The sequence below is a fragment of the Streptomyces drozdowiczii genome (genome assembly GCF_026167665.1).
Classification (GTDB): domain Bacteria; phylum Actinomycetota; class Actinomycetes; order Streptomycetales; family Streptomycetaceae; genus Streptomyces; species Streptomyces drozdowiczii_A.
Genome location: NZ_CP098740.1, coordinates 1,283,946 through 1,310,247, shown reverse-complemented (window position 1 = coordinate 1,310,247; position 26,302 = coordinate 1,283,946). Strand labels below are relative to the sequence as shown.

Genomic DNA, 26,302 nt, shown 5'->3' with positions numbered 1-26,302 from the left:
TTTACTCCTTGACGCCGCCCCCGCGGCCGAGTTGACTTCCAGCCACCTCGGCCGCGACGTTGCGGCCTCGTCAGGGAGGCAAACCCCCAATGAACGCAATGACGCGACGCATCGTCATAGGCACGGCCGCCGTTTCGATGGCCGTCTCCCTCGCCGCTTGCGGCAAGGCCGGCGACGACAAGAAGGACTCGGCGGACTCGGGCAGCAAGACCAAGATCGGTCTCCTGCTCCCGGAGAACAAGACCGCCCGCTACGAGACGCTGGACAAGCCGCTGTTCATCGAGGCGGTCAAGAAGGACTGCGCCGACTGCGAGGTCGTCTACAACAACGCGGCCGGTGACGTCGGCCAGCAGAAGCAGCAGTTCGAGCAGCAGATCGCCGACGGCATCAAGGTCATCGCGATCTCCTCGGTCGACGCCGAGAAGTCCGCCGCCTGGGTCGAAGCCGCGCACAAGAAGGGCGTCAAGGTCGTCGCGTACGACCGCGCCATCGCCGGTGCCGACGCCTACGTCAGCCACGACAACGAGAAGATCGGCCGCCTCCAGGGCCAGGCCGTCCTCGACGCCCTGGGTGCCAAGGCCGCCAAGGCCAACCTCGTCATGATCAACGGCGACGAGAAGGACCCGAACGCCGGTCTGTTCAAGAAGGGCGCCCACGCGTCCCTCGACGGCAAGATCAAGATCGCCTACGAGGCGTCCGGCGAGTGGGACCCGAAGATCGCCGGCGAGAAGATGACCGCCGCCATCTCCTCGGTCGGCAAGGGCAAGATCGACGCCGTCTACTCCGCCAACGACGGCATGGCGGGCGGCATCATCACCTCGCTGAGCAACGCCGGCATCAAGGACATCCCGGTGGGCGGCCAGGACGCCGAGCTCCCCGGCATCCAGCGGATCATCGCCGGTACGCAGACCTTCACGATCTACAAGTCGCCGAAGCAGCTGGCCCCCGCGGCCGCCCAGTTCGCCGTCAACCTGCTCCAGGGCAAGGACATCGGCGCCCAGGGCGAGACGGACGGCGTTCCGTCCACGCTGCTCGAGCCGACCGTGGTGAACAAGGACAACATCCAGTCCACCGTGATCAAGGACGGCATCTACAAGGTCGCCGACGTCTGCGTCAAGGACATCGCCGCCAAGTGCACCGCGCTGGGCATCAAGTAGTCCCTCCTCGCGCCAGGGCCGGCCGGCCCTGGCGCGTGCGGGTCTGATTCCGCCCCGCACGGCGGAATCCGCCCGCCCCCCATGACTGTCCGGCCCCGGCCGGCTCACACCCCGCTTCCGGCCGGGTGCCGGACACTCTCCCCCCCAGTGCTTCCCGTATGTCGACGCTGCCCTCGCGGCGCGGCGTCTCCGCCGGTCAGGCGGCACATCCCCGCCGGTCAGGCGGCGAAGGAGATGGTTCACGTGTCACAGACGCCCGTGCTGGCGTTGCGTGGAGTCTTCAAGCGATTCGGAGCGGTCCAGGTCCTCTCCGGTGTCGATCTCGAAGTCCACGCCGGAGAAGTGGTCGCCCTCGTCGGCGACAACGGTGCCGGAAAGTCCACGCTGGTCAAGACGATCGCCGGCGTGCACCCCATCGATGAGGGCGTCATCGAGTGGGAGGGCGCGAAGGTGGACATCAGCCGTCCGCACGACGCCCAGAACCTCGGCGTCGCCACCGTCTACCAGGACCTCGCGCTCTGCGACAACCTGGACGTCGTCGCCAACCTCTTCCTCGGTCGCGAGATCAAGAAGGGCGGCGTCCTCGACGAGGTCGCCATGGAGAAGCGGGCCCAGGACCTCCTGTCCACCCTCTCCATCCGCATCCCCAGCGTCCGCATCCCGGTCGCCGCGCTCTCCGGCGGTCAGCGCCAGGTCGTCGCCATCGCCCGCGCCCTGGTCGGCAACCCCAAGATCGTGATCCTGGACGAGCCCACCGCGGCCCTCGGCGTCGAGCAGACCGCGCAGGTCCTCGACCTGGTGGAGCGGCTGCGCGAGCAGAACCTCGGCGTCATCCTCATCAGCCACAACATGGCCGATGTGAAGGCCGTGGCCGACAAGGTCGCCGTGCTGCGACTCGGCCACAACAACGGCGTCTTCCCCGTGGCCACGACCAGCCACGAAGAAATCATCGCCGCGATCACGGGCGCCACGGACAACGCCGTGACCCGCCGCAAGTCGCGCAGCGCGGAGGCATCCAAGTGAGCAACACCAACGAGACCTCGGCCAAGATCCCGGCCCAGGCGGAGACCACCGAGGCCCCCGAGACCACCGAGGCCCCCGCGGCGGCCGAGGGCGCGGTGCGGGTCGTCGACCCCCGGCTGCTCGTCCGCGAGCAGGGCTTCAAGGGCTACTGGACCGAGTTCAAGCGCAAGGTGCGCTCGGGCGAGATCGGCTCGCTGCCCGTCGTGGTGGGCCTGATCATCATCGGCATCGTCTTCCAGGCCGAGACCGGCAACTTCCTCACCTCGTACAACCTCGACCAGATCACGCTGTACGCGGCGGGCCCCGGCATCATGGCCGTCGGCATCGTCTTCGTCCTGCTGCTCGGCGAGATCGACCTCGCGGTCGGCTCCGTCGCCGGTCTCGCGGGCGCGGTCTGGGCCGTCCTCGGCTCGGACATGCCCGACGGCCTCGCCATCCTGCTCGGCATCCTGTCCGGCACGGTCATCGGCGCCTTCCACGGCATCGTCTTCGCCAAGATCGGCGTGCCCGCGTTCGTCGTGACCCTGGCGGGCTTCCTGGGCTGGGCCGGCATGCAGACCTGGGTGATGGGCGAGAAGTCCACCATCACCACCCCGCTCGGCAGCTTCGTCCGCGACCTGACCAGCTACTACTTCGAGGACGTCGCCGCCGCCTACGGCCTCGCCATCGTCGTGATCGTCGCCTTCTACCTCACGCAGCTGCGCGACGCCCGGCGCCGCAAGGCCGCCGAGCTGCCGGCCCGCCCGCAGAGCGAGATCATCCTGCGCACCGCGCTGCTCGCGATCCTGTCGCTCCTCGCCGCGTACGCGTTCAACCAGGAGCAGGGCCTCCCGCTCTCCCTGGTGATCTTCCTCGCGATCCTGGTCATCACCGACTTCGTGCTGCGCCGCACCACGTACGGCCGTCAGGTCTTCGCGGTCGGCGGCGGCGTCGAGGCCGCGCGCCGCGCCGGTATCAACGTCTCCTGGATCCGCATCTCGGTGTTCATGATCTCCGGCACGCTCGGTGCGGTCGGCGGCCTCTTCCTGGCCTCCGCGACCGGCGGCGCCGACCGCTCGCTCGGTGGCGGCAACCAGCTGATGATGTGCATCGCCGCCGCCGTCATCGGTGGTACGTCCCTGTTCGGCGGACGCGGCAAGGTCTGGTCGGCGCTCCTCGGCATCCTGGTCATCCAGTCGATCGTCCAGGGCCTCAACCAGATGAACCTGTCGTCCAACGCGATCCAGTACATGATCACCGGTGCGGTCCTCCTCATCGCTGTGATCATCGACTCGGTGTCCCGCAAGACGCAGAAGACCGCCGGGCGCGCCTAGCGGCCCGGTCGCGACACGCAACACCGCAGGCCGCGCGCCGTACGCACCACCCGCCGGAGCCCGGCGCCCCCACGGAGGGCGCCGGGCTCCGGCACGTACCGGCACGGAAGGGGCAGCACGCCCCGACTCCCGCTTCGGGGGGAGGCCGTTAGACTCATCGGATCGGCATGCTCGACCAGCACAATCGCAAGGAGGCACGGTGACTCAGCCGCGCGAAGCGCGTCACGCACGGGCGGTGGTGGGCGACGGATGGGATCTGCTGACCCGCATCGGCGGACCGCGTGACCTCGACCGGCTCACTCCCGAGCAGCTGGACCAGCTCGCCGAGGAGATCCGGACCTTCCTGGTCGACGCGGTCTCCAAGACCGGCGGACACCTCGGACCCAACCTCGGCGTGGTCGAGCTGACCATCGCCCTGCACCGGGTCTTCGACTCGCCGAAGGACAAGGTCCTCTTCGACACCGGCCACCAGAGCTACGTGCACAAGCTCCTCACCGGCCGCCAGGACTTCAGCAGGCTCAAGAGCAAGGGCGGCCTCTCCGGCTACCCCTCGCGCGCCGAGTCCGAGCACGACGTCATCGAGAACTCGCACGCCTCGACCGTCCTCGGCTGGGCCGACGGCCTCGCCAAGGCCAACGAGGTCCGCGGCAGGGACGACCACGTCGTCGCGGTCATCGGCGACGGCGCCCTCACCGGCGGCATGGCCTGGGAGGCGCTGAACAACATCGCCGCCGCCAAGGACCGCCCCCTCGTCATCGTCGTCAACGACAACGAGCGCTCCTACGCGCCCACCATCGGCGGCCTCGCCAACCACCTGGCCACCCTGCGCACCACCGACGGCTACGAACGCTTCCTGGCCCGCGGCAAGGACCTCCTGGAGCGCACCCCCGTCGTCGGCAAGCCGCTCTACGAGACCCTGCACGGCGCCAAGAAGGGCCTGAAGGACTTCATCGCCCCGCAGGGCATGTTCGAGGACCTCGGCCTCAAGTACGTCGGCCCCATCGACGGCCACGACATCGAGGCCCTGGAGTCCGCCCTCCAGCGCGCCAAGCGCTTCGGCGGCCCGGTCATCGTGCACTGCCTCACCGAGAAGGGCCGCGGCTACACCCCCGCCCTCCAGGACGAGGCCGACCGCTTCCACGCCGTCGGCAAGATCCACCCCGACACGGGCCTGCCCGTCGCCACCTCCGGCCTCGACTGGACCTCGGTGTTCGGCGAGGAGATGGTCAAGCTCGGCCACGAGCGCGAGGACATCGTCGCGATCACCGCGGCCATGCTCCAGCCGGTCGGCCTGACCGGCTTCGAGAAGGAGTTCCCGGACCGGATCTACGACGTCGGCATCGCCGAGCAGCACGGCGCGGTCTCCGCGGCCGGCCTCGCCACCGGCGGCCTCCACCCGGTCTTCGCGGTGTACGCCACCTTCCTCAACCGCGCCTTCGACCAGGTCCTGATGGACGTCGCCCTGCACAAGTGCGGGGTCACCTTCGTCCTGGACCGGGCCGGGATCACCGGCACCGACGGCGCCTCGCACAACGGCATGTGGGACATGTCGATCCTCCAGGTCGTGCCCGGCCTGCGGATCGCCGCCCCGCGCGACGCCGACCAGGTCCGCGCCCAGCTGCGCGAGGCCGTCGAGGTGGACGACGCACCCACGGTCGTCCGCTTCTCCAAGGGCGCGGTCGGCCCCTCGGTCAAGGCAGTCGGCACGGTGGGCGGCATGGACGTGCTCCGCGAGCCCGGCACCGCCCGGCCCGACGTGCTCCTCGTCTCCATCGGCGCGCTGGCCCCGATGTGCCTGGAGATCGCCGACCTGCTCGACGCCCAGGGCATCTCCACGACCGTCGTGGACCCCCGCTGGGTCAAGCCCGTGGACGAGGCCCTGGCCCCGCTCGCCGCGCGCCACCGGGTCGTCGTCACCGTCGAGGACAACAGCAGGGTCGGCGGCGTCGGTTCCGCGGTCTCCCAGGCGCTGCGCGACGCGGACGTGGACGTACCGCTGCGCGACTTCGGCATCCCGCCGGTCTTCCTCGACCACGCCTCCCGCAAGGAGGTCATGGCCGAGATCGGGCTGACCGCCCCGGACATCGCCCGCCAGGTCACCGGCCTGGTCGCCAAGCTGGACGGGCGCTACGAGCCGGGCGCGGAGGACCGCACCGTCGCGGAGCGCGTCCGGGACTGACCCGTAGCGAATCGGCCGAACGGGCCGGTCGGACCACCCGTAACGGGTGGTCCGACCGGCCCGTTCGCGTGAAATCCGGCCGCGGCAGGCGTGCCGCGCAGGAGTGGTGGGGCCGGGTCCGGAACATGGCACGCACGACGAGTGCGTGGAGGTACGCCGGTGAGCACGCAGCAGGACCTGCCCCGAGCGGGAACGGGCTGTTCAGGACCAAGACGGTCGAGCAGTCCATCCGCGACACCGAGGAGCCGGAGCACGCCCTCAAGAAGTCACTCTCCGCCCTCGACCTCACGGTCTTCGGGGTCGGCGTCGTCATCGGCACCGGCATCTTCGTCCTCACCGGCAAGGTCGCCAAGGAGACGGCGGGCCCGGCCACCGCCCTCGCCTTCGTCGTCGCGGGCGTCGTCTGCGCGCTGGCGGCCCTGTGCTACGCGGAGTTCGCGTCCACCGTGCCGGTCGCGGGGTCCGCGTACACCTTCTCGTACGCCTCGCTCGGCGAACTGGTCGCCTGGATCATCGGCTGGGACCTGGTGCTGGAGTTCGCGCTCGGCACGGCGGTGGTCGCGGTCGGCTGGTCCGGTTACGTCCGCTCGCTGCTCGACAACGCGGGCTGGCACCTGCCGGACGTGCTGGCCGGGCCGGACGTGGCGGACGGCTTCGGCTTCGACATCCTGGCGTTCGCCCTGGTGCTCGTCCTGACCGTGATCCTGGTGCTGGGCATGAAGCTCTCCGCCCGGGTCACCACGGTGGTGGTCGCCGTCAAGATCGCGGTCGTCCTGATCGTCATCATCGCGGGCCTGTTCTTCATCGACACCGGCAACTACTCGCCGTTCATCCCCCCGGCCGAGCCGCAGCCCTCCGGGTCCGGGTTCGACGCCCCGCTGGTCCAGCTGATCTTCGGCTACGCCCCGACGAACTTCGGCGTCATGGGCATCTTCACCGCCGCCTCCATCGTCTTCTTCGCCTTCATCGGCTTCGACGTCGTCGCCACGGCCGCGGAGGAGACGAAGCTGCCGCAGCGCGACATGCCGCGCGGCATCCTGGCCTCGCTCCTCATCTGCACCGTGCTCTACGTCGCCGTGTCGATCGTCGTCACCGGCATGCAGCACTACACCGAACTCTCCGTCAGCGCCCCGCTCGCCGACGCCTTCAAGGCCGTCGGGCACCCCTTCTACGCGGGTGTCATCAGCTTCGGCGCGGCCGTCGGCCTCACCACGGTCTGCATGATCCTGCTGCTCGGCCAGACCCGGGTGTTCTTCGCGATGAGCCGCGACGGCCTGCTGCCGAGGTTCTTCTCCAAGACGCACCCGCGCTTCCACACCCCGTACCGGCCGACCATCCTGCTCGGTGTGATCATCGCCGTCGTCGCCGGGGTGACCAGCATCAACGAGCTCGCCACGCTGGTGAACATCGGCACCCTCTTCGCCTTCGTGGTCGTCGCCCTCGGCGTCATCGTGCTGCGCCGCACCCGCCCGGACCTGCACCGCGCCTTCCGCACGCCGTGGGTGCCGCTGGTCCCGATCGCGTCGGTGGCCGCCTCCGTCTGGCTGATGCTCAACCTGCCGGCCGAGACCTGGCTGCGGTTCGCGGTCTGGATGGTCATCGGGGTCGTCATCTACTTCGCGTACGGCCGCTCGCACAGCCGGGTCAACCGCGAACGGGCCTGACCCTCAGGCCCCCGGCCGCACCGTACGCGGCCCCACGCACCGCGCCCCGTGCGCCTCGACCCGCCGGCGCAGCTCCCGGTCCGCGGTGACGACGACGCAGGGGCGCGGCGCGGCCTCCGCGGCAAGCTCCGCGATCAGGTCGTCACCGCTGCCCGGGGCCGCCTCCACCCGCACCCCGGGAACGGGCGCGACGTCCCGGGCCCGCCCCTCCACCACCAGCACCAGCTCGACGGGGCCGGGCGTACCGGGCAGGCCGTCGGAGGCGTAGGGCACCAGCGCGTCGCGCAGCTGCTCGGCCGCGCCCCGCCGGTCGCGCCACCAGCCGTCCGGGACGGATCCGACGACATTGGCGGCGTCGACGATCACCAGGGGCAGCGGATTCGACATGGGGCCACCCTGTCATGTCCGAGGTGTGCCGAAGTGCCGCGCAAGCGGTGCGGACGCGGTGATTCCAAGGGTTCGAACGGTGATTCTATGATGGGTGCTCCCCGCCTTCCGGATGCCGGTCGTGACACAAAGCCGCAGATCGGGGGCGGACCATCACGGAAGGAAGACGCCACGACATGCGAGTCAGGTCGAGACGTGCCCAGGGGAGCGCCTCGGGCAAGGGCGACGACGCCCTGCGAGACGTCGAAAGCACCCGTGGGACCGGCGAGACCCCGGTCGACGGACACTGGCTCGTACGTGGCAAGGACGGCAGGCTCACCGCCTACGCCCGCAACGAGGACGGGCTCCTGCGCTGGACCGAGGAGCGCCCCGGCGGCCCCGGCTGGGAGGGCCCCGACTTCTTCCCGGTCCCGGACCTGACCCACCTCGGCCTCGCCCAGGGCCCGGACGGCTACGTCCACTTCATCGGCCGCCGCACGGTCCACGGCGACGAGGAGCAGCCGCAGGTCGACCTCGTGCACGCCATCCAGTACCAGACGGGCCGCCCGGTCACCGCGTGGCGGACCGTGGGCAATCCGTACAAGGACGGCGACGAGCGCGCCGCGCGCATCGGCCCGCCGGCCGCCGCCGTCGCCCCGACCGGCATGGTCCACGTCTTCGTCCGCAACGCCAACGGCGGCATGATGCTGCGCCGCGAGGCGAAGAACGGCAAGTGGGAGGGGTGGAAGGACCTCAGGGGCACCCTCGGCAAGGAGACGATGGCCGTCGCGGTCGCCGAGTCGGGCCGCATGGAGCTCCTGGTCCCCGGCACCAACAAGGCCATGCGGTGGGCCCAGGCCGAGCCCGGCGGCGCCTTCCAGAAGGGCGACAACCTCACCGTCAAGATCGCCGGCGGCGCGGTGAGCGTGCTGGAGACCGCGCCCGACCGCAACACCTTCTACTGGACCGACGCCACCACCGGCACCCTGGTCGCCCACCGCCTCGACACCCCGCCCATCACGATCGGGGACACCCCGGCCGACGGCCCGGTCGCCGTGCTCCGCGCCGAGCTGGACGACTACGACTGCACGGTGCTCGCCCACCGCACCCGCGACGGCCGCGTGCTGCTCGCGGCCTGCGGTACGGAGAACGAGGCGGGCGGCCTGTGGTGGGCGGCGACGGGCGAACGCACCTCGGCGCCACCGGCGTTGGCGCTCGACGGCCAGGGGCGCGTGGTGCTCGCGATGATCGGCGAGCGCGGCGGGCTGTACGTGGCCCGGCAGAACGACGAGCCCGGGCTCGCGCTGGGGCCGGCCCAGCGGGTGTGAACCACCACGGCCCCGGGAGCGTTCCCGGGGCCGTGGTCGTGCCGTCCCGGTCAGCCCTGGCCGAGCGCCGGGGACTTCTTGGCGGACTCGGGGATCGGGGTGTCCTCGCGGATCGCCTTCCACAGCGCGTCCGCCCGCGACTTCACGGCCACGACGCGGTTGTGGTCGATCTTGTCGTACTCGACGGGGAGCATGACCGTCTCCATCGTGTCCGGGTCGACCCCGTTCATGGACCGGGCGAACTTCGCGAGCGAGGTGAGCGAGGCCAGCTCGTCGTCGGTGGTCAGGGCCGCCGTCGCGGAGTTGGCGATCTTGTAGGCGCTCGTCGGGCTGCCGAGCAGGTCCTGGCTCTTGACCTCCTTGAGCAGCGCCATCAGGAACTGCTGCTGGAGGCCGATGCGGCTGAGGTCGGTGCCGTCGCTGAGGCTGTACCGGGTACGGACGAACTTCAGGGACTCGGTGCCGTCGAACTTGTGCGGTCCGGCGTCGACGTTCAGCCCGGTCTTCTTGTCGTGGATGGGCTCCTTGACGTCGATGTTCACGCCGCCGATGGCGTCCACGAGCCCCTTGAACCCGGCGAAGTTGATCTCCAGGTAGTGGTCGATGCGCACCCCGGACATCTTCTCGACGGTCTTGACCACACAGGCCGGACCGACCTGCGAGTAGACCGAGTTGAACATCACACGGTCCTTGCCCGCCACCGTGGATCCGTCGCCCTTGGTGCAGTCGGGCCGGGTCACCAGGGTGTCGCGCGGGATGGACACGGCGACGGCCTTGTCCCGGCCCTCCGGAATGTGCACGACGAGCGCCGTGTCGGACCGCGCCCCGCTGACTCCGACCGCGCCGCCCAGCTTCTTGTTCTCCGCACCGGCCCGCGAGTCGGACCCCAGGACCAGCAGGTTCTGCCCGCTGGTGGGCAGCTTCTCGGGCCGGTCCTCACCGAGCGCCTTGTTGATGTCGACGCCCTTGATGTTGCCGTTGAGGTGGCTCCAGAACCACCACGCGGTACCGCCTGCGGCGACGACGAGCACCAGGGCCGAGACCAGGATCACCCGTCGTATGCGCTGGCCCCGCGTCCGGACACGCTTGCGCCCGCGGCGGCGGGGGGTCTCCGGGGAGCTCCCCTGGCCGGGGGCGGTGTCGTCTTGGCTCATCCTGAGTGAGTCCTCACAGCTTGTGGCCTGGTCAGGGCGCAGGTGATGGGGGTGGGACTCGGGTGGGGGGTGGAGCCGGTCCTCGTTTTCCCGGGATGAGAACTATAAACAGTCGATCAGGTGTACGTACGAAGGCTGTGGCGTAACTGTGACAGACCGGGCGGTCCGGGGCGGGGTGTTGCTGACCGGTCGAGGGCGAAAACGATCATGTATGACGGAATCCGGCGGACATCGCAGCACTATGGGTGGATTTCCTGACCGGGGCGAGAGTGCATATCTTCTTGTGAGCCGGGATGTCCATCAGCCCGGCTCCACACACGAGGGGGCGCAGCGCATGGCACGCAGAGGGGAGCGCCGGTCGGAGCGCCGCCGGCCGGCACGCGACCGCGTGCGCACGGCCCGGGCCGGTGACGCGGGTGGCGTGGCGATCGTGGTCGCGACGCCGGGGGACGCCGTGGAGCCGCTGGCGCTGCAACGGCCGGCCGGTCCGGTGGTCGACGTCGTCTGTGCCCAGCCCGGCACTCCGGACGAACGGGCCGCGTTCGGCCGTGCCGTGGCCGAGGCCGCGGCACGCGGGGTCCGGGTGGCGGACGAGCCCTGGGTGATCGACGCCGAACCGGGCAAGATCACCGCTTCCGTGCTCGACGCCCTCCGCGAGCTGCGGCCGCTGCTGGTGACCACCCTGGACCCGGACCCCGGGCACTCCTCGATCGACCTGGAGGCCAACCGCCCGGTCGTCACCGAGCCGCCGCTGCGCGGCAGCGTGGCGCGTGCCACGGTCTCCGCCGCGCGCACCTACCAGCGGGAGTGCGGGACCCCGGTGTTCGTCCGGTGCCATCGTGCCGGGGCGTCGGCCTCGCTGGGGGTTCGTGCGAGTGCCCGTCACCCGCTGCCGCTGCGCTGGCTCGTCAGGGGGTGGACGGGCGGCTCTCCGCCTACCTGCCGTCGGCGGCCGGGGTGCTGCGCTGGACCGAGGCCCGCGCGGGCGCCGACGAGTGGACCGGTCCCGAACTCCTCGACGGACCCGACCTGCTGCCCGGCCTGGACGTCGTCCAGGACGCCCAGGGCTATGTGCACCTCTTCGGTCTGCGCCGCCGGAAGCGCCCGGACGGCGAGAGGTTCGTCGAGATGGCCCACGCGACCCAGTACCAGAGCGGGCGCCCCCTGGGCCCCTGGCACTCCGCGGGCAATCCGCACGGAAACGACCCGGCCAAGAGCCGCCAGGCCGGTTTCCCCGCCGCGGCCTTCGACGCCGAGGGGGGCCTCCACGTCTTCGTGCGCAACGTCGGCCACAGCATCAGTACCCGACGCCAGGGGGCGGACGGCCGATGGAGCGCCTGGCAGCACCTGCGCGGCGTCATGGTCGCCGACGAGCTGGTCGCGCTCACCGGTGACGCGGGGGTCCCCGAGGTCTGGGCCCGGGTCAGGGACGCGGCCGCGGCCGTCCGGTGGCACCGCGCGACGCCGGGAGGCGAGTGGGCGGCGGACGCCACGGGCGCGGTCAGCCCGGCCCCCGGCAGCCTGTCGGCGGCCCCCGAAGCGGGGACTGTGCGCTACCGGTACGCGGGGAGCAACGAGGTCTGCGTGCAGGTGCCGGGGGCCGGTGCGGTGAGCCTGGGAGGGCCGGACGGTACGGGGCCGGTGGCCGGGGTCGCCGGTGTGGACATCCAGGGCTGGGACTGCACGGTGCTGGTGCGGTCGGGGGAGTCCGGTGCGTGCCTGGTGGGCGCGCACGCGGACGGCCGGCCGGAGAGCGGCGTGTGGTGGTTCGACGCGGGGGAGACCTCGGTGGTGCCGCCGGCCGTGGCGGTGGACGGCCTCGGCCGGGCGGTCGTCGCGGTGCTGGGGGACGACGGGCGGCTGAGGATCACCCGTCAGGTGCAGGGGGACGCCGGCCTCGTCTTCGCCCGGTGGACCGTGGTCGGGGAAGGCTGACCTGTGGCCCGGGGGCGGTCGCGCGAGCCTGCCTGATCATGATTGATGGTTTCGGGATCAACCTTGATCTTGGTAGGGTCTAATCCTGTCTTTATGTGGATCACAGGTGAAGCTCCTGTGTCCATTATGTGAACGCCCCTTGATTGCGACTTTTTGCAGGCCGATGGGGCCGCGTTGACCGCGTGAGTCGTGTTTGTCTGAGGGGTTATGGGGAAGCTGTCGCTGCGCGCCGTTCAGAAGCTGACATGCAAGAAGCGCGATGCATGGTGGACCGTCCTGCTGGTCGACCCCGTCGCCACGCGCATGCTGATCGGGATGGCCAAGTTCAGATTCATCACCCCGAACCGCGTCACCTGGTCCGCTCTCTTCGTCGGCCTCGGCTCCGCGTACTTCTTCCTCAAGGGCGACACCCCCTCGCTCGTCATCGGGGCGGCCCTCTACCACCTGAGCTTCATCCTCGACTGCATCGACGGCAAACTCGCCCGCCTCAAGGGCAACGGCACCGTCTTCGGCGGCTGGCTCGACTACGTCTTCGACCGCATCCGGGTCCTCTTCTGCGCGCTCGCCCTGATGGGCGGCCAGTACCTGCGCACCCACAACGAGCTCTACCTGCTCGCCGCCCTGGCCGTCGTCTTCCTCGACATGCTCCGGTACGTCGACGCCCTGCAGATCTACAAGATGCGCATGTCCATGCGCATGAAGATCGAGAAGGTCACGCTGGAGCGCAAGGCGCTGGAGGACGAGCAGGCCCGGCGGGAGGCGGCCGAGACGGCCGACCAGCCCAAGGTGGTCTTCATCGAGGACCTGCTCCGGGAGAACCCGGGCGTCGAGGCCGAGGTCCTCAAGCAGCAGGCCGGTGAGGTGGTCGACCTGCACGCCCAGTTCCGCAACCGCTTCCCCTGGTACACGCGGTTCCGCCAGGCCCTGCTGCGCAGCCGCATCCGGCCGCACCTGATCAGCGGCATCGAGTTCCAGATGTTCATCTTCATCGTGGCGCCGCTGATCGGCCAGATCCTCTGGACGACCGCGATATCCGCCGCCGCGCTCGGCCTGTTCGAGCTCGTGATCATGTACAAGTTCTGGCTGTCCACCCGTGACTTCACGCGGCTCATGGACGAGCTCGCCACCGAGCCCTCGCAGGCCGGCGTCATCGCCGAGCACCTGCACCGCGGACGCCACCGCAGGGGCGGGGACGCCGCCGACGAGCAGGCCCAGGCCCTCACCGAGAAGTTCCCCCTGCCCGAGCAGGACGACGACCTCGGCTTCCAGCCGTACCCCCGGCCCTACACACCGCACCCGTCCGACATCGAGACGCAGCAGCTCCGCGCGCTGCCCTACTGGGCCGAGAGCGAGGGGTCCGTCCGATGACCTCGCCCGCCGACCCCTCGCTGTACACCGTGACGATCGTGGTGCCCGCCTACAACGCGAGCGCCACCCTCGGCCGGGCCCTCCAGTCCGCACTGGCCCAGACGCACCGCGCCGTCGAGGTGATCGTCGTGGACGACGCGTCGGCCGACGGGACCCTCCAGGTGGCACGCGAGTTCGCGGCCGGCGACCGCCGCGTCCGGATCGTCGAACGCCCGCAGAACAGCGGCGGCGTGGGCGCGCCCCGCAACAACGGCATCATGGCCGCGACCGGCCAGTACGTGATGTTCCTCGACGCCGACGACGAACTGCCCCTCAAGGCGTGCGAGACCCTGGTGGCCTCCGCGGTCGCCACCGGCGCGGACATCACCGCCGGGCGCGCGCTCCGGGTGAACCTCGCCAAGGACGAGATCACCATCTGGCAGCCCCAGCTCTACGGGACCGACCGCGCGGTCGACGGCGGCCTGCGCGCCATGCCCGACCTGCTGCAGGACCCGATCGCGGCGGCCAAGCTGTACCGGCTGGACTTCCTGCTCAACCATGGCATCCGCTTCCCCGAGGAACTCTTCTTCGAGGACACGTACTTCTCGACCGTCGCCTGGTACTCCGCGCGTTCCGTCACCCTGCTCGCCGCCCCCGTCTACCGGTGGATCTGGGAGCGCGAGACCGACACCCCCTCCATCACCAACCGGCGCGGGGAGCTGCGCAGCATCCGGGACCGGGTCCTGGTGCACCAGTACGCGGACGCCTTCCTCATCCAGCAGGGCGAGCAGGAGCTGCTCGCCCACAAGGCCGCCAAGTTCCTCTCGCACGACCTGCGGCTGTACACCCCCGAGCTGCGCACGGGCGACGCGGAGTTCCGGGCAGGATTCGCCGGCTTCGTGGCCCCGTACCTCCGCACGCTGCCGTCCGAGGTCTACGACCTGTGCGGGCCCCTGGAGCGCGTACGGGCGTTCTGCCTGATGCACGGCCGGGTGGACCTGGCGCTCAGCGTCTCGGACTACGCCCAGCGCCGCAGCGTGCTCAGCTCCGACCTGGTGCGCCGGGACGACAAGGTCTACTGGTCCGCCGCGCTGCTCGGCCGGCCGGACGCCGAACGCTTCCTGGACGTCACCGACCTCGACCTGACCGGCAACAGCCTCTCCGACTCCCGGCTGTTCAACCAGGCCACCCTCGTGGAGATCCGGGACAGCACCCTCCACGTCACCGGCTACATCCGCAACCAGTTCGCCAGGGTCGGACCGAAGGACAAGCTGGAGCTCACCGCGGTGCTCCGCCGCCGCAGCACCAAGGCCGACCACTCCTTCGAGGTGACCGGCGTGGACGTGGACGAGGAGTTCATCCGCTACCACACGACGGTGGACCTGGCCGCCACCCTGGGCGCGGCCGACCGGGCGGGCAACTGGAACCTCTTCGTACAGCTGCGGCACGGCGGGGAGCGGGCCACCACCACCGTCGCGGTCACGGGCCTCGACATCGCGCGCGAGCGCTACCACGGGCCCCGGGGCACGTACGAGATCTACGAGACGGTCAGCGGCAATCTCGCGCTGCGCCCGGAGACGACCGAGCAGCAGACCGTCGACCGCCCGCGCGGCACCCCCTGGCTGTGGTGGCAGAACAGCCCGGCCGCGGAACCGGCGACCGTCCCGGAGTCGTACGAGGCCGCAGTCGTGGTGCACTGCCACAACGACGAGTACCACCTCTACGAGTTCCTCAGCTCCCTGCTCGCCCAGCGCGAGTTCGCCGCGGTCCAGGTGATCCTCGTCGACGACGGCTCCACCGACGCCACCTCGGAGCAGCTGGCCCAGTTCGCCGCGTACCACGGCAACGTCGAGGTCGTCCCGCAGATCAGGCTCGGCGCGCGCTCCAGCTACGACAACGGCCTGCGCTACGTGCACGCGCCGTACGTCATGTTCACCAGCGCCCAGGACATCCTCGGCGAGAACTGCCTGGGCCGGCTGGTGGCCGCCGCCCGCCGGTGCGACGCCGACGTGGTGGTCGGTGACCAGGACAACTTCCCCGGGCCGCGCAGCAGCGCGGACGCGCCCTGGAAGCGCTACTTCGGAGCCGACGCGCCCCGCGTCGAACGGCTGCACAAGGCGCCCTACCTGATCTTCTCCGCCGAGCTGGGCACCAAGCTGTTCCGGACCTCCCTGCTGCGCCGGTACGCCCTGCGCACGGGCCACGGCCCCGGCTACGAGGGCGCCTGGCTCACCGTGCCCGCCCTCCTGCACGCCGGTACGGTCACCACCGCACCCACCGCCACCTCGTTCGCCCGCGACCCCGAGCGACGGGACTCGCTCTTCGACCTGGCCTGGAACGACCCCGTCAAGACCCAGGAACTCATCCGCCTCTGCCGCCACGTCATCCGGCTCGCGGAGCGGCTGGACGACCGGGCCGGACGGCTGGCCATGCGCTTCGTGGTCCGCTCCATGCAGCCGCACCTGCGCAACATCCACCGGATCATGAGCCGGGCGGAGATCGCCGGGATCTTCCCCGCCCTGGTCGATGTCTACCGGCCGATACCCGACGATCTGATCCTCCAGTACGCGGGCGTGCCGATGTCGCGCCTCCAGCACCACGCCGTGCGCACCGGCAACTTCGAGCTGTTCTGCGACCCGCACACCAAGCCCGCCTACCTGCCCCGGCTGTTCGTCGACGACGACGGGCTGCACCGCCGCCTCGACGCGGACCGCACGCCGACCGCGCTGCTGCGGGTGGACCGGCAGAAGGCCGTCCTGGAGACCTTCGTCCCCGACGGCGACCACCTGCACTTCGAGGGGCTGCTCGTCCTCTCCGGAGTCGACATCGCCCAGTTGTTCGGCAACCGCCTGGAACTCGTCCTCGGCGACGGCCACCGGGAGACCGCCCTGCCCATCGAGCAGGTCTACCGCCGCGACCGTTGGCGCGCCCGCAAGGAACAGGACTGGTACGCGGGCTGGCGGGCCACCGCCCGCCCCGGCGACCTCGCCTCGCTCTCCAACAAGAATCTGACCCTCCGGGTCCGTGTCCACGACGCGGAGCGCAGCCACGACATCGCCGTCGAGGCCCGCCAGATGCTGCACCGCTTCAAGGGCGTGCACCGGTCCGGCCGGTCGCGGGTCCGGCTGAGCATCGCCGCCGACGAGTCCGTGACCCTGCGCCGGATCACCGGCCCGCTCCGCAAGGCGGGCCACCGGCTCCGCCGCCTGCGCGAGGAGGTGCGCAACTCGCTGCCCGGCCGGTCCGGCTGGCGTACCCGGCTGCTGTACTGGCTGACGTATCCGCGACTGCACCGCAAGAACATCTGGATCATCGGCGAGCGCGAGGACACGGCCCAGGACAACTCGTACCACCTGTTCAAGTGGATCAGGGAGAACGAGCCGAAGCGCAAGGTCTTCTACGCGATCAACGGCGACGCCGAGGACCGCGCGAAGGTCGACCACCTCGGCCAGGTGGTCGACCGCCTCTCCTGGAAGTACCGCGCCTACCTGCTCCACGCCAGCAGGCTGATCAACGCCTACGACCTGGAGGCGTACCTCGGCTTCCCGGGCCTCTCGAAGCGGGCCTTCCTGCGGGGCTACGGCGACCTGCTGCGCTACAAGCGCGTCTTCCTCCAGCACGGCGTCGTCTACAACGACGTCGTGCAGTCCATCCACGCCCAGGTCACCAACGTGGACATGGTCCTCACCACGGGCCGCAGCGAACGCGCCTACTACGCCGAGCACTGCGGGTACGGCTACGACCGCGTGGCCGCCACCGGACTGCCGCGCTACGACGCGCTCAAGCCGATCGACGGCCCGCGCAAGGTCCTGGTCATGCCCACCTGGCGCCGCGACATCGTGGCCCCGTCGTACAACAAGGCGGCCAAGCCCGAGATACCGTTCGCCGCGTCCGAGTACTACCGCTTCTTCTCCGCGCTGCTCCGGGACGAGAGGCTGCTCAAGGCCCTCCAGTACTACGGCGTGGAGCTTGAGTTCATGCCGCACTACGAGATCCGCCCGTACCTGAAGCACTTCCGGATCGACCACCCGTCGATCACCGTCTCCTCGACGGGCCGGGACGTGCAGCTGGCCATGCGCGAGTGCGCCATGCTCGTCACCGACTACTCGTCGGTGTTCTTCGACGTCGCGTACATGGGCAAGCCGATCGTCTACACGAACTTCGACGACGAGGCGTTCTACAGCAAGCACTACAAGCGGGGCTACTTCGACCTGGCCCGCGACGGCTTCGGCCCCGCCTGCGGGACCGTGGACCACGCGGTGGACGAGATCATCGCCTCCATCGCCCGCGGTTTCGAGGTCGAGCCCGAGTACCGCCGCCGCGCCGAGGAGTTCTTCGTGCTGCGGGACACCAACAACTGCCGGCGGGCCTTCGACGTCATCGACACGATGAACGCCACCGCGGGCGGCGACCCGGGCCGGATGTCGGTGCCGCTCGTGATGGGGCGGCCGGGGGAGCAGGAGCGCGAGCGCGCGTGAGAATACGGGCGGGGGAGCCCGGGGCTCTCCGCCCCGAATTCCCCCGCCCGTTCCCTCAGTCCAGTGTGATGCTTCCGGCGGCGGCCGAGAACAGGGACCCACCGGTGCTCAGCGAGATATAGACCTCGTACACGCCCGGTGCGGCCTTTTGCAGATCGACGCCCTTGTACCCCGACGTCGCGAAATAGGCGAAGTCGTAGTTCCCGAAATCGCCCCGCCGGACGTGCTTGCGGATCGCCGCCGCCTTGCTCGACATTCCGAGCCGGAACGAGTGCGTGGAACCCTGGCCCTGGAGCACCAGATAGTACTGGCCGTGCCCCCGGTCGCCCGCCTCGATTCCATGGACGAAGAGCGCGCCCTCCACATGGAGCGTCCGGTCCTTCAGCCAGGAGGATTCCAGCGAGAAGACCGTCTCCGGTGAGAACTGGCCGACAATGGGGCGGCGTATCAGACGGACCCGCTTTCCGTCCCCGATCAGAACAGCCTCATTCCCACCGACCGGCCGCCTGATGTCGAAGGGGCGGCGAGCCACCAGAGCGGTCCGCCTGTCTATCCCCTCGGCCGGACTCGTCACACGCACGGAAAGGTTGTACGTACCTACCGGGAGCCCCTTCATGGAGATCCCCGAAGGCGATTCCGGCTCGAACCCCCCGTTGGGGTAGTCGCAGGAGAACCGGTCGAAGTACTGGCTGTACAGGTACTTCGCCTCGGTCGTGGCCAAGGGGTATTCGAAGTGACGGCTCCCGCTCTCCATGATGAGGCTCTTGGTCGTCATGGAATGCGAATAAGGAGACTCCCCGGGTATGAAAGCGTCTCCGGAGAGGATGATGTTCGCGCCGCGGATGTCCTGTTTCTTCACCACGGCCGTCAGCGCGTCCGATGCCCGCACCTCGTACAGGTAGGACTGCCGCTCCATCTCGTTGACCTGCTGTTTGCCGTTCTCCACGAACCCCAGCCGCGGGTCCGCCCCCTCCGTGAGGGCCGACAGCACACCGGCGATGAGCGGCATGTTGTATCCGGACACCTCGCCGTGCTGGCGCACCATCGGGGAATCCGTGCGGATAAAGTTGAAGTTCTCGCAGGCCCAGAACAGCTGCAGGTGCGGGTTGATCTCCGTCTCGTACTGCTCGTCGGCCTCGGAGGTGAACAGGTAGATGTTGTGGCCCTGACCACCGCGTGCCTTGAGCATGTCCGGCACGGCGCCGTCGAGCACATCCACGTTCTGCTGCGGCATCGATTCGCCCAGCATGTACTGACCCGTCACCGGCCTGTCGCGCACATAGCTGCCGATCAGGAACTGCGGCACCACGGTGACGATATTCCGGTATCCGTACCGCAGGCCGTAATAGAGAGCCGCGCTGCCGCCCTTGGAAACGCCCAGGAGGCTCACCCGGTCCCGGCCGAGCCCGAGACGGGCGAGTGTGCGCTCGATGACTCCGGCAACCGACGCCTCGATGCCGAAATCCATGTTCCGGCACATGTAATAGCTGTAATGGCCGTCGAAGTCGTCCCGAATCCACAGGATGTTCGCGCGCAGCTCCATCAGGGATTTACCCGCGAAATGATAACCGTTGGGCGCGCCGAGCCCGGAGAACACGACGATCAGGTGCTGGGCGTCACCATCGGCCGGCCGGAATCGGTACTCGACGGGAAAAGGACCCGAGGTGTCCGTCTCGGTGACCACCCGGCGCCGGTCGGTGGCCGCGCGATTCGGAACGAGAGGAGGAAGTGCTGTGGTCATCGAGATACGCTGCCTGCTCCTGTGTGATTCCGGACACGGCCCCCGACGGAAGCCGTCCGAGTCTATCCGGCCCTCGCGCCACCAGTCGAGCCCGAATTCATCACGAATGGCCCGACCGGTCTCGGACGCGTTGTTGATAGCATCCGAACCGTCATATGGCTGGTATCCAAGGCGAATCCCCGCGCGGTGCCCGGACAGAGCCCTGTTCGTTGTCCGGGGGCAGGGGAGTGGGACATGAACGGACGACGGGCCGCGCGGACACCGGCGCTCCTGCTCGCCCTCCTGACGGCCGCGTGCACCGCGCGGACCGGTGCGGCCCCGGACGACGGCGGGGCGAGGGCGACCCACCCGTCCGCGGACAGCGCGCAGCCGGCGGAAGACCTCCCCGACGGCATCACGTTCCGGCAGTCCGTGCGCAGGCTGGCCGACGGCAAGCCGGTCCGGGTCAGTGTGCTCGCCGTGGCGCCGGACGCCCGGGCCGACGTCCGCACCGAGCACGGCAGCGCGGTGGCGACGACCGACACGGTCTTCGACCTCGCCCGCAGGGCCCATGCGGTCGCCGCGGTGAACGGCACCTACTTCGACTCGGACTCCGCGCGCTACAAGGGCGACCCCCTCGGCATCTACGTCTCCGACGGCGCCTTCCTCAGCGAGGCCACCAACGGGCGCACCGCCCTCGTCCTGCCCCGGCGCGGCGAGCGCCCCCGGATCACCGAGCTGCGGTCCGCCACCTACGTCACCTCGTCCGACGGTGCCCGCGCGGTCGTGGACGGCACCGACCGGGTGCCGGGGCGGATCGTCGGCTGCGGGGGCGTCGGCGGGGACCGGCGCACGGACACCGGCGCACTGACCGTGGACCCGCTGCCCGGACGCGTCTGCTCCGACCCGGACGAACTCGTCGACTTCCCCGCCCCCTGGGGTGCCCGCACCCCGGCCGCCGGCCGGCACAGCGTCGAGGTGGTGCTCGACGCGAAGGGCACCGTGAAGACCGTGCGCAGCCCTTCGGGCGGCAAGGTCCCCGCGGGCTGGCGCACCCTGGTGGGCACCGGGTCCGCGGCCGGCTGGCTCCGGGAGCACGCCGCCGAGGGCCGCACCCTCACCGTGGAGTCCCGGGTGACGGACCCGGAAGGCCGGACGGTGGACACCTCCGGCGCCTCGGTCGTCGGAGCCGGACCCGCGCTGGTGCGCCACGGCCGGGTCTGGATCAACGCGGCGGCCAACGGGGTCTCCAAGGCGGCCGTCAGCAGCCGGTCGCCCCGCACGGTCGCCGGCATCCGGCCGGACGGAACCCTCCTGCTCGTCGTGTTCGACGGCCGCCGGCCGGGCGTCAGCGAGGGGGCCACCCTCACCGAGGCCGCCGGAATGCTGGTGGACCTGGGCGCCGAGGACGCCATCAACCTCGACGGCGGCGGGTCGAGCACCATGGTGGTCGGGGACAAGGTCCGCAACAGCCCCTCGGACCCAGGGGACACGGACGAGGCGCGCCAGCGCAAGGTCTCCAACGCGATCGTCGTCGTCCCGCGCAGCCCGGCCCCCTGACGCCGGGTACGGGAACGGGCCGTACGGATCGATCCCGTACGGCCCGCCGCCCCTGAGGCGAATGCCCTGCTACGCCGGAACGCTCGCCACGCCCGCCGCCAGGAACTTCTTCCCGTTCACGCGCTCCGAGACGCCCTCGCGGTCCAGGTACGGCGTGATGCCGCCCAGGTGGAAGGGCCAGCCGGCGCCCGTGATCAGGCAGAGGTCGATGTCCTGGGCCTCGGCCACGACGCCCTCGTCCAGCATCAGGCCGATCTCCTGGGCCACCGCGTCCAGGACGCGGTCGCGGACCTGCTCCTCGGTCAGGACGGTGTCGCCCTGCTTGAGGAGGGCGGCGACCTCGGGGTCCAGCTCCGGCTTGCCGGAGTCGTAGACGTAGAAGCCGCGCTTGCCGGCCTTCACGACGGCCGCCAGGTTCTCGGAGACGGTGAAGCGCTCCGGGAAGGCGCGGTTCAGGGTCTCGGAGACGTGCAGGCCGATCGCCGGGCCGACCAGCTCCAGGAGCACCAGCGGGGACATCGGCAGACCGAGCGGCTCGATGGCCTTCTCCGCGGTCTCGACCGGGGTGCCCTCGTCGATGACGTTCTGGATCTCGCCCATGAAGCGGGTGAGGATGCGGTTGACGACGAACGCCGGGGCGTCCTTCACCAGCACCGCGGTCTTCTTCAGCTTGCGGGCCACACCGAAGGCGGTGGCCAGCGAGGCGTCGTCCGTCTGCTCGCCGCGCACGATCTCCAGGAGCGGGAGGATCGCGACCGGGTTGAAGAAGTGGAAGCCGACGACCCGCTCGGGGTTCTTCAGCTTCGACGCCATCTCGGTGACCGAGAGGGACGAGGTGTTGGTGGCGAGGATCGCGTGCGCCGGGGCGACCGCCTCGACCTCCGCGAACACCTGCTGCTTGACGCCGATCTCCTCGAAGACCGCCTCGATGATGAAGTCGGCGTCGGAGAAGCCCTCCGCCTTGTCCAGCACACCGGAGACCAGGGCCTTCAGGCGGTTGGCCTTGTCCTGGTTGATGCGGCCCTTGCCGAGCAGCTTCTCGATCTCGGCGTGGACGTAGCCCACACCCTTGTCGACGCGCTCCTGGTCGATGTCGGTCAGCACGACCGGCACCTCCAGGCGGCGCAGGAAGAGCAGGGCGAGCTGGCTGGCCATCAGGCCCGCGCCCACCACGCCGACCTTGGTGACCGGGCGCGCCAGGTTCTTGTCCGGGGCCCCGGCCGGGCGCTTGGCGCGCTTCTGGACCAGGTTGAAGGAGTAGATCCCGGACCGCAGCTCGCCGCCCATGATCAGGTCCGCCAGGGCCTGGTCCTCGCGGTCGAAGCCGGCGGACAGGTCGCCGTCCTTGGCCGCGGCGACGATCTCCAGCGCGCGGTAGGCGGCCGGGGCCGCACCGTGCACCTTGGAGTCGGCGATGGCCCGGCCGCGCGCGACGGCCTGGTCCCAGGCGTCCCCGCGGTCGATCTCGGGGCGCTCCACCGTGACCGTGCCGTTGAGCACGCCCGCCGTCCAGACGAGGGACCGCTCCAGGAAGTCCGCGCCCTCGAAGAGCGCGTCCGCGATGCCGAGCTCGAAGACCTGCTTGCCCTTGAGCTGGCGGTTCTGGTTCAGCGAGTTCTCGATGATCACCGAGACCGCGCGGTCGGCGCCGATCAGGTTCGGCAGCAGCACGCAGCCGCCCCAGCCGGGGACCAGACCGAGGAAGACCTCGGGCAGCGAGAACGCCGGCAGCGCCTTGGAGACGGTGCGGTACGAGCAGTGCAGCCCGACCTCGACGCCGCCGCCCATCGCCGCGCCGTTGTAGTACGCGAACGTGGGCACCGCGAGACCGGAGAGCCGGCGGAAGACGTCGTGGCCGCCCTTGCCGATGGCCAGCGCGTCCTTGTGCTCCTTGAGCAGCTCGACGCCCTTGAGGTCGGCGCCGACCGCGAAGATGAACGGCTTGCCGGTGATGCCGACGCCGGTGATCGCGCCGTCGGCGGCCTCCTTCTCGACCTGGTCGATCGCGGCGTTCAGGTTCGCCAGCGACTGCGGTCCGAAGGTGGTCGGCTTGGTGTGGTCCAGGCCGTTGTCCAGCGTGATGAGGGCGAAGCGCCCCGCACCGGCCGGCAGGTCCAGGTGGCGTACGTGCGCCTGGGTGACGACCTCGTCCGGGAACAGCTCGGCCGCACCCTTCAGAAGCTCGGTGGTGGTGCTCACTTGTCGCCTCCGGCGTTCTCGAAGTGCGGGTTCTCCCAGACGACCGTGGCGCCCATGCCGAAGCCGACGCACATGGTCGTGAGGCCGTAGCGGACCTCGGGGTGCTCCTCGAACTGGCGGGCCAGCTGCGTCATCAGCCGGACGCCGGAGGAGGCCAGCGGGTGACCGTAGGCGATCGCGCCGCCGTACTGGTTGACCCGGGCGTCGTCGTCGGCGATGCCGTAGTGCTCCAGGAAGGCCAGCACCTGTACGGCGAACGCCTCGTTGATCTCGAAGAGACCGATGTCCGAGATGGAGAGACCGGCCTGGGCGAGGGCCTTCTCGGTGGCCGGGATCGGCCCGTAGCCCATGACCTCCGGCTCGACGCCCGCGAAGGCGTACGAGACGAGGCGCATCTTGACCGGGAGGCCCAGCTCGCGCGCGACGTCCTCGGCGGCGAGCAGCGAGGCGGTGGCGCCGTCGTTGAGCCCCGCGGCGTTACCGGCCGTGACGCGGCCGTGGGCGCGGAACGGGGTCTTCAGGTTGGCCAGGGACTCCATGGTGGTGCCCGGGCGCATCGGCTCGTCGGCGGTGACCAGGCCCCAGCCGGTCTCACCGGCCTCCGCGTTCGTGCGGCGCACCGAGACCGGCACCAGGTCCTGCTGGATCTTGCCGTTGGCGTACGCCTTGGCGGCCTTCTCCTGCGACCGCACCGCGTAGGCGTCGGCGCGCTCCTTGGTGATCGTGGGGTACCGGTCGTGCAGGTTCTCCGCGGTCATGCCCATGAACAGGGCGGACTCGTCGACCAGCTTCTCCGACACGAACCGCGGGTTCGGGTCCACGCCCTCGCCCATCGGGTGGCGGCCCATGTGCTCGACACCGCCGGCGACGACGACGTCGTACGCGCCGAAGGCGATGGAGCCGGCCGTCGAGGTGACGGCGGTCAGGGCGCCCGCGCACATGCGGTCGATGGAGTAGCCCGGGACGGACTGCGGCAGACCCGCCAGGATGCCGGCGGTACGGCCGAGGGTCAGACCCTGGTCACCGATCTGCGTGGTCGCGGCGATGGCGACCTCGTCGATCTTCTTGGGGTCCAGGTCCGGGTTGCGGCGCAGCAGCTCCCGGATGGCCTTCACGACGAGATCGTCGGCGCGGGTCTCGTGGTAGATGCCCTTCGGGCCCGCCTTGCCGAACGGGGTGCGGACGCCGTCTACGAAGACGACGTCCCGGATGGTACGAGGCACGATGGCTCTCCTCCAGGGTGCGGGATGGCACTGCTGCGGGGCGCGCCCGGAGGCACGCCGCTCCGGTCATGCTACTTGCGGGTAACCAGACTGCCCACCCCCTGGTGCCGGAGCGGCGAAGGTCACACGCGGAAACTGCCCGGAGAGCACCCCTCCGCACACGGCGAATGGCCCGGACGGACTCGTTTTCGAGTCCGTCCGGGCCATTCCCGCTCCACGCGGGACCGCGCGGAACGTGGCGTGATTACGCCCCTGTCCTATGCCGTTACGCGGCCGACGTGCCGTTACGAGGGCTGTGTGAGCGCCCGGTACAGCAGCGGGGCCACCTGCTCGATCTGCCAGTGCCGCGCGCCGTACCCGGCGAGCGCCGACTCCACCGTCTCCGGCGTCGGGTTCTTCGGCGGCTCCCAGCAGACCCGCCGCACCGTGTCCGGCGTGATCAGGTTCTCCTGCGGCAGGTGCAGCCGCTCCGCCAGCGCGGAGACCGCGGCGCGGGCCGCCGAGAGCCGGGCGGCGGCGGCCGGGTCCTTGTCGGCCCAGGCGCGCGGCGGCGGGGGGCCCGCGAGGGCCTGGCCGGGCTGCGGCAGCTCCGTGTCGGGCAGCGCCTTGGCCCGGTCCACGGCGGCCTGCCACTGCTCCAGCTGGCGCCGGCCCATGCGCGGACCGAAGCCGGTGAGGGCGGTCAGCGCCTGCGTGTTGGCCGGAAGGGCGAGCGCGGCCTCGATGATCGCCGCGTCCCCGAGCACCTTGCCGGGCGAGATGTCGCGCCGCCGGGCGATCTGGTCCCGGGCGTTCCACAGCTCCCGGACCACCGCCATCTGCCGGCGGCGGCGGACCTTGTGCATCCCGGAGGTGCGGCGCCACGGGTCCTGGCGCGGGGGAGCGGGCGGCGCCGACGCGATGGCGGAGAACTCCTCCTGGGCCCATTCCAGCTTGCCCTGCCGGTCCAGCTCGTCCTCCAGCGCGTTGCGCAGGTCGATGAGGAGCTCGACGTCGAGCGCGGCGTAACGCAGCCAGGGCTCGGGGAGCGGGCGGGTGGACCAGTCGACGGCGGAGTGGCCCTTCTCCAGCGAGTAGCCGAGGACGTTCTCGACCATGGCGCCGAGGCCGACGCGCGGGAAGCCGGCCAGCCGTCCGGCGAGCTCGGTGTCGAAGAGCCCGGTCGGCGTCATCCCTATCTCGCGCAGACAGGGCAGGTCCTGGGTCGCCGCGTGCAGGATCCACTCGGTGCCGCGCAGGGCCTCGCCCAGCCCGGACAGGTCGGGGCAGCCGACGGGGTCGACGAGCGCGCTGCCCGCCCCGTCGCGGCGCAGCTGGACGAGGTAGGCGCGCTGGCCGTAGCGGTAGCCGGACGCCCGCTCGGCGTCCACGGCCACCGGGCCCGAGCCGGCGGCGAATGCGGCGATCACCCCGGCCAGGGCGTCGTCGGACGCCACCACCGGCGGAATGCCCTCGCGCGGTTCGAGCAAGGGGATCGGCGCCGGGGCGACGTCGTCCGGGGGAGCGCCCCCGGTGGTTCGCAGTGATGTGTCTGCTGCGGTCTCTTGGGCGTCGGTCACGCGTCAAGGGTATCCGTGTGTGCACGGCGGCTGCCGACGGAACGTTCCGTCGGCAGCCGCCGTGCACATAATCCAGCCGGATCCATGCGCCGGCCGG

General features: G+C 70.5%; 16 protein-coding genes. 10 read left to right on the top strand and 6 right to left on the bottom strand.

Annotation, left to right across the window (positions count from 1 at the left end; genetic code table 11):
* Positions 1-89 precede the first annotated feature (89 nt).
* From NEH16_RS05890 to NEH16_RS05870, 5 genes are all read left to right on the top strand, one after another.
* A complete protein-coding gene (locus tag NEH16_RS05890) occupies positions 90-1,157 on the top strand; it encodes a sugar ABC transporter substrate-binding protein (protein ID WP_073966150.1) in 1,068 nt (355 codons plus the stop codon).
* A 234-nt stretch (positions 1,158-1,391) separates the two neighbouring features.
* Complete coding sequence (locus tag NEH16_RS05885; protein ID WP_063822575.1) at positions 1,392-2,180, top strand: ATP-binding cassette domain-containing protein; 789 nt, start codon at positions 1,392-1,394, stop codon at positions 2,178-2,180.
* Positions 2,177-3,493 (top strand): sugar ABC transporter permease, encoded by a 1,317-nt coding sequence (locus NEH16_RS05880; protein WP_073966149.1) that lies wholly within the window; start codon positions 2,177-2,179, stop codon positions 3,491-3,493. The genes NEH16_RS05885 and NEH16_RS05880 overlap by 4 nt, the downstream gene beginning before the upstream one ends.
* A 256-nt stretch (positions 3,494-3,749) precedes the next feature.
* Positions 3,750-5,672: a 1-deoxy-D-xylulose-5-phosphate synthase gene (gene dxs, locus NEH16_RS05875; RefSeq protein ID WP_265547079.1), complete on the top strand. Its 1,923-nt coding sequence runs from the start codon at positions 3,750-3,752 to the stop codon at positions 5,670-5,672.
* 125 nt (positions 5,673-5,797) lie between these two features.
* Entirely contained in the window at positions 5,798-7,336 is a 1,539-nt protein-coding gene (locus NEH16_RS05870; RefSeq protein WP_265539841.1) for an amino acid permease, read from the top strand.
* Positions 7,337-7,339: 3 nt separating this feature from the next.
* Here the strand turns inward: NEH16_RS05870 and NEH16_RS05865 are convergent, their stop codons facing one another.
* The gene (locus NEH16_RS05865) at positions 7,340-7,723 is read right to left on the bottom strand and encodes an NTP pyrophosphohydrolase (protein WP_265539839.1); all 384 of its coding nucleotides are present in this window, start codon (positions 7,721-7,723) and stop codon (positions 7,340-7,342) included.
* 176 nt (positions 7,724-7,899) lie between these two features.
* Here NEH16_RS05865 and NEH16_RS05860 point away from each other — a divergent pair, with 176 nt between their 5' ends.
* A complete protein-coding gene (locus NEH16_RS05860; protein ID WP_073966145.1) occupies positions 7,900-9,030 on the top strand; it encodes a hypothetical protein in 1,131 nt (376 codons plus the stop codon).
* Between the two features lie 50 nt (positions 9,031-9,080).
* On the opposite strand, the gene NEH16_RS05855 is transcribed toward NEH16_RS05860, so the two are convergent.
* Positions 9,081-10,184, bottom strand: coding sequence for an LCP family protein (locus NEH16_RS05855; RefSeq protein WP_265539836.1), 1,104 nt, complete (start codon positions 10,182-10,184; stop codon positions 9,081-9,083).
* A gap of 915 nt (positions 10,185-11,099) precedes the next feature.
* Here NEH16_RS05855 and NEH16_RS05850 point away from each other — a divergent pair.
* From NEH16_RS05850 to NEH16_RS05840, 3 genes are all read left to right on the top strand, one after another.
* Positions 11,100-12,119: a hypothetical protein gene (locus NEH16_RS05850; RefSeq protein ID WP_265539834.1), complete on the top strand. Its 1,020-nt coding sequence runs from the start codon at positions 11,100-11,102 to the stop codon at positions 12,117-12,119.
* A gap of 207 nt (positions 12,120-12,326) precedes the next feature.
* Positions 12,327-13,487: a CDP-alcohol phosphatidyltransferase family protein gene (locus NEH16_RS05845; protein WP_265539831.1), complete on the top strand. Its 1,161-nt coding sequence runs from the start codon at positions 12,327-12,329 to the stop codon at positions 13,485-13,487.
* Positions 13,484-17,944, top strand: coding sequence for a bifunctional glycosyltransferase/CDP-glycerol:glycerophosphate glycerophosphotransferase (locus tag NEH16_RS05840; protein WP_265539828.1), 4,461 nt, complete (start codon positions 13,484-13,486; stop codon positions 17,942-17,944). The genes NEH16_RS05845 and NEH16_RS05840 overlap by 4 nt, the downstream gene beginning before the upstream one ends.
* Positions 17,945-17,999: 55 nt before the next feature.
* On the opposite strand, the gene NEH16_RS05835 is transcribed toward NEH16_RS05840, so the two are convergent.
* Positions 18,000-19,685: a hypothetical protein gene (locus NEH16_RS05835; protein ID WP_265539826.1), complete on the bottom strand. Its 1,686-nt coding sequence runs from the start codon at positions 19,683-19,685 to the stop codon at positions 18,000-18,002.
* 234 nt (positions 19,686-19,919) lie between these two features.
* On the opposite strand from NEH16_RS05835, the gene NEH16_RS05830 reads away from it, so the two are divergent.
* Positions 19,920-21,224, top strand: coding sequence for a phosphodiester glycosidase family protein (locus NEH16_RS05830; protein WP_265539823.1), 1,305 nt, complete (start codon positions 19,920-19,922; stop codon positions 21,222-21,224).
* A 69-nt stretch (positions 21,225-21,293) separates the two neighbouring features.
* On the opposite strand, the gene NEH16_RS05825 is transcribed toward NEH16_RS05830, so the two are convergent.
* From NEH16_RS05825 to NEH16_RS05815, 3 genes are all read right to left on the bottom strand, one after another.
* Positions 21,294-23,423 carry a 3-hydroxyacyl-CoA dehydrogenase NAD-binding domain-containing protein gene (locus tag NEH16_RS05825; protein WP_265539821.1) on the bottom strand — a complete coding sequence of 710 codons (2,130 nt, stop codon included), beginning with the start codon at positions 23,421-23,423 and terminating at the stop codon, positions 21,294-21,296.
* On the bottom strand, positions 23,420-24,646 hold the full coding sequence (locus tag NEH16_RS05820; protein ID WP_073966137.1) for a thiolase family protein: 1,227 nt from the start codon (positions 24,644-24,646) through the stop codon (positions 23,420-23,422). The genes NEH16_RS05825 and NEH16_RS05820 overlap by 4 nt, the downstream gene beginning before the upstream one ends.
* A 284-nt stretch (positions 24,647-24,930) precedes the next feature.
* Positions 24,931-26,205, bottom strand: coding sequence for an HRDC domain-containing protein (locus NEH16_RS05815; RefSeq protein ID WP_079192903.1), 1,275 nt, complete (start codon positions 26,203-26,205; stop codon positions 24,931-24,933).
* Positions 26,206-26,302: the final 97 nt, after the last annotated feature.

Bases quoted from the DNA above. Each gene is read 5' to 3' on its own strand.
- NEH16_RS05860 (WP_073966145.1), top strand. From the start codon at position 7,900: ATGCGAGTCAGGTCGAGACGTGCCCAGGGGAGCGCCTCGGGCAAGGGC.
- NEH16_RS05865 (WP_265539839.1), bottom strand. From the start codon at position 7,723: ATGTCGAATCCGCTGCCCCTGGTGATCGTCGACGCCGCCAATGTCGTC.
- NEH16_RS05840 (WP_265539828.1), top strand. From the start codon at position 13,484: ATGACCTCGCCCGCCGACCCCTCGCTGTACACCGTGACGATCGTGGTG.
- NEH16_RS05890 (WP_073966150.1), top strand. From the start codon at position 90: ATGAACGCAATGACGCGACGCATCGTCATAGGCACGGCCGCCGTTTCG.
- NEH16_RS05830 (WP_265539823.1), top strand. From the start codon at position 19,920: ATGAACGGACGACGGGCCGCGCGGACACCGGCGCTCCTGCTCGCCCTC.
- NEH16_RS05885 (WP_063822575.1), top strand. From the start codon at position 1,392: ATGGTTCACGTGTCACAGACGCCCGTGCTGGCGTTGCGTGGAGTCTTC.
- NEH16_RS05870 (WP_265539841.1), top strand. From the start codon at position 5,798: ATGGCACGCACGACGAGTGCGTGGAGGTACGCCGGTGAGCACGCAGCA.
- NEH16_RS05835 (WP_265539826.1), bottom strand. From the start codon at position 19,685: ATGACCACAGCACTTCCTCCTCTCGTTCCGAATCGCGCGGCCACCGAC.
- NEH16_RS05855 (WP_265539836.1), bottom strand. From the start codon at position 10,184: ATGAGCCAAGACGACACCGCCCCCGGCCAGGGGAGCTCCCCGGAGACC.
- NEH16_RS05845 (WP_265539831.1), top strand. From the start codon at position 12,327: ATGGGGAAGCTGTCGCTGCGCGCCGTTCAGAAGCTGACATGCAAGAAG.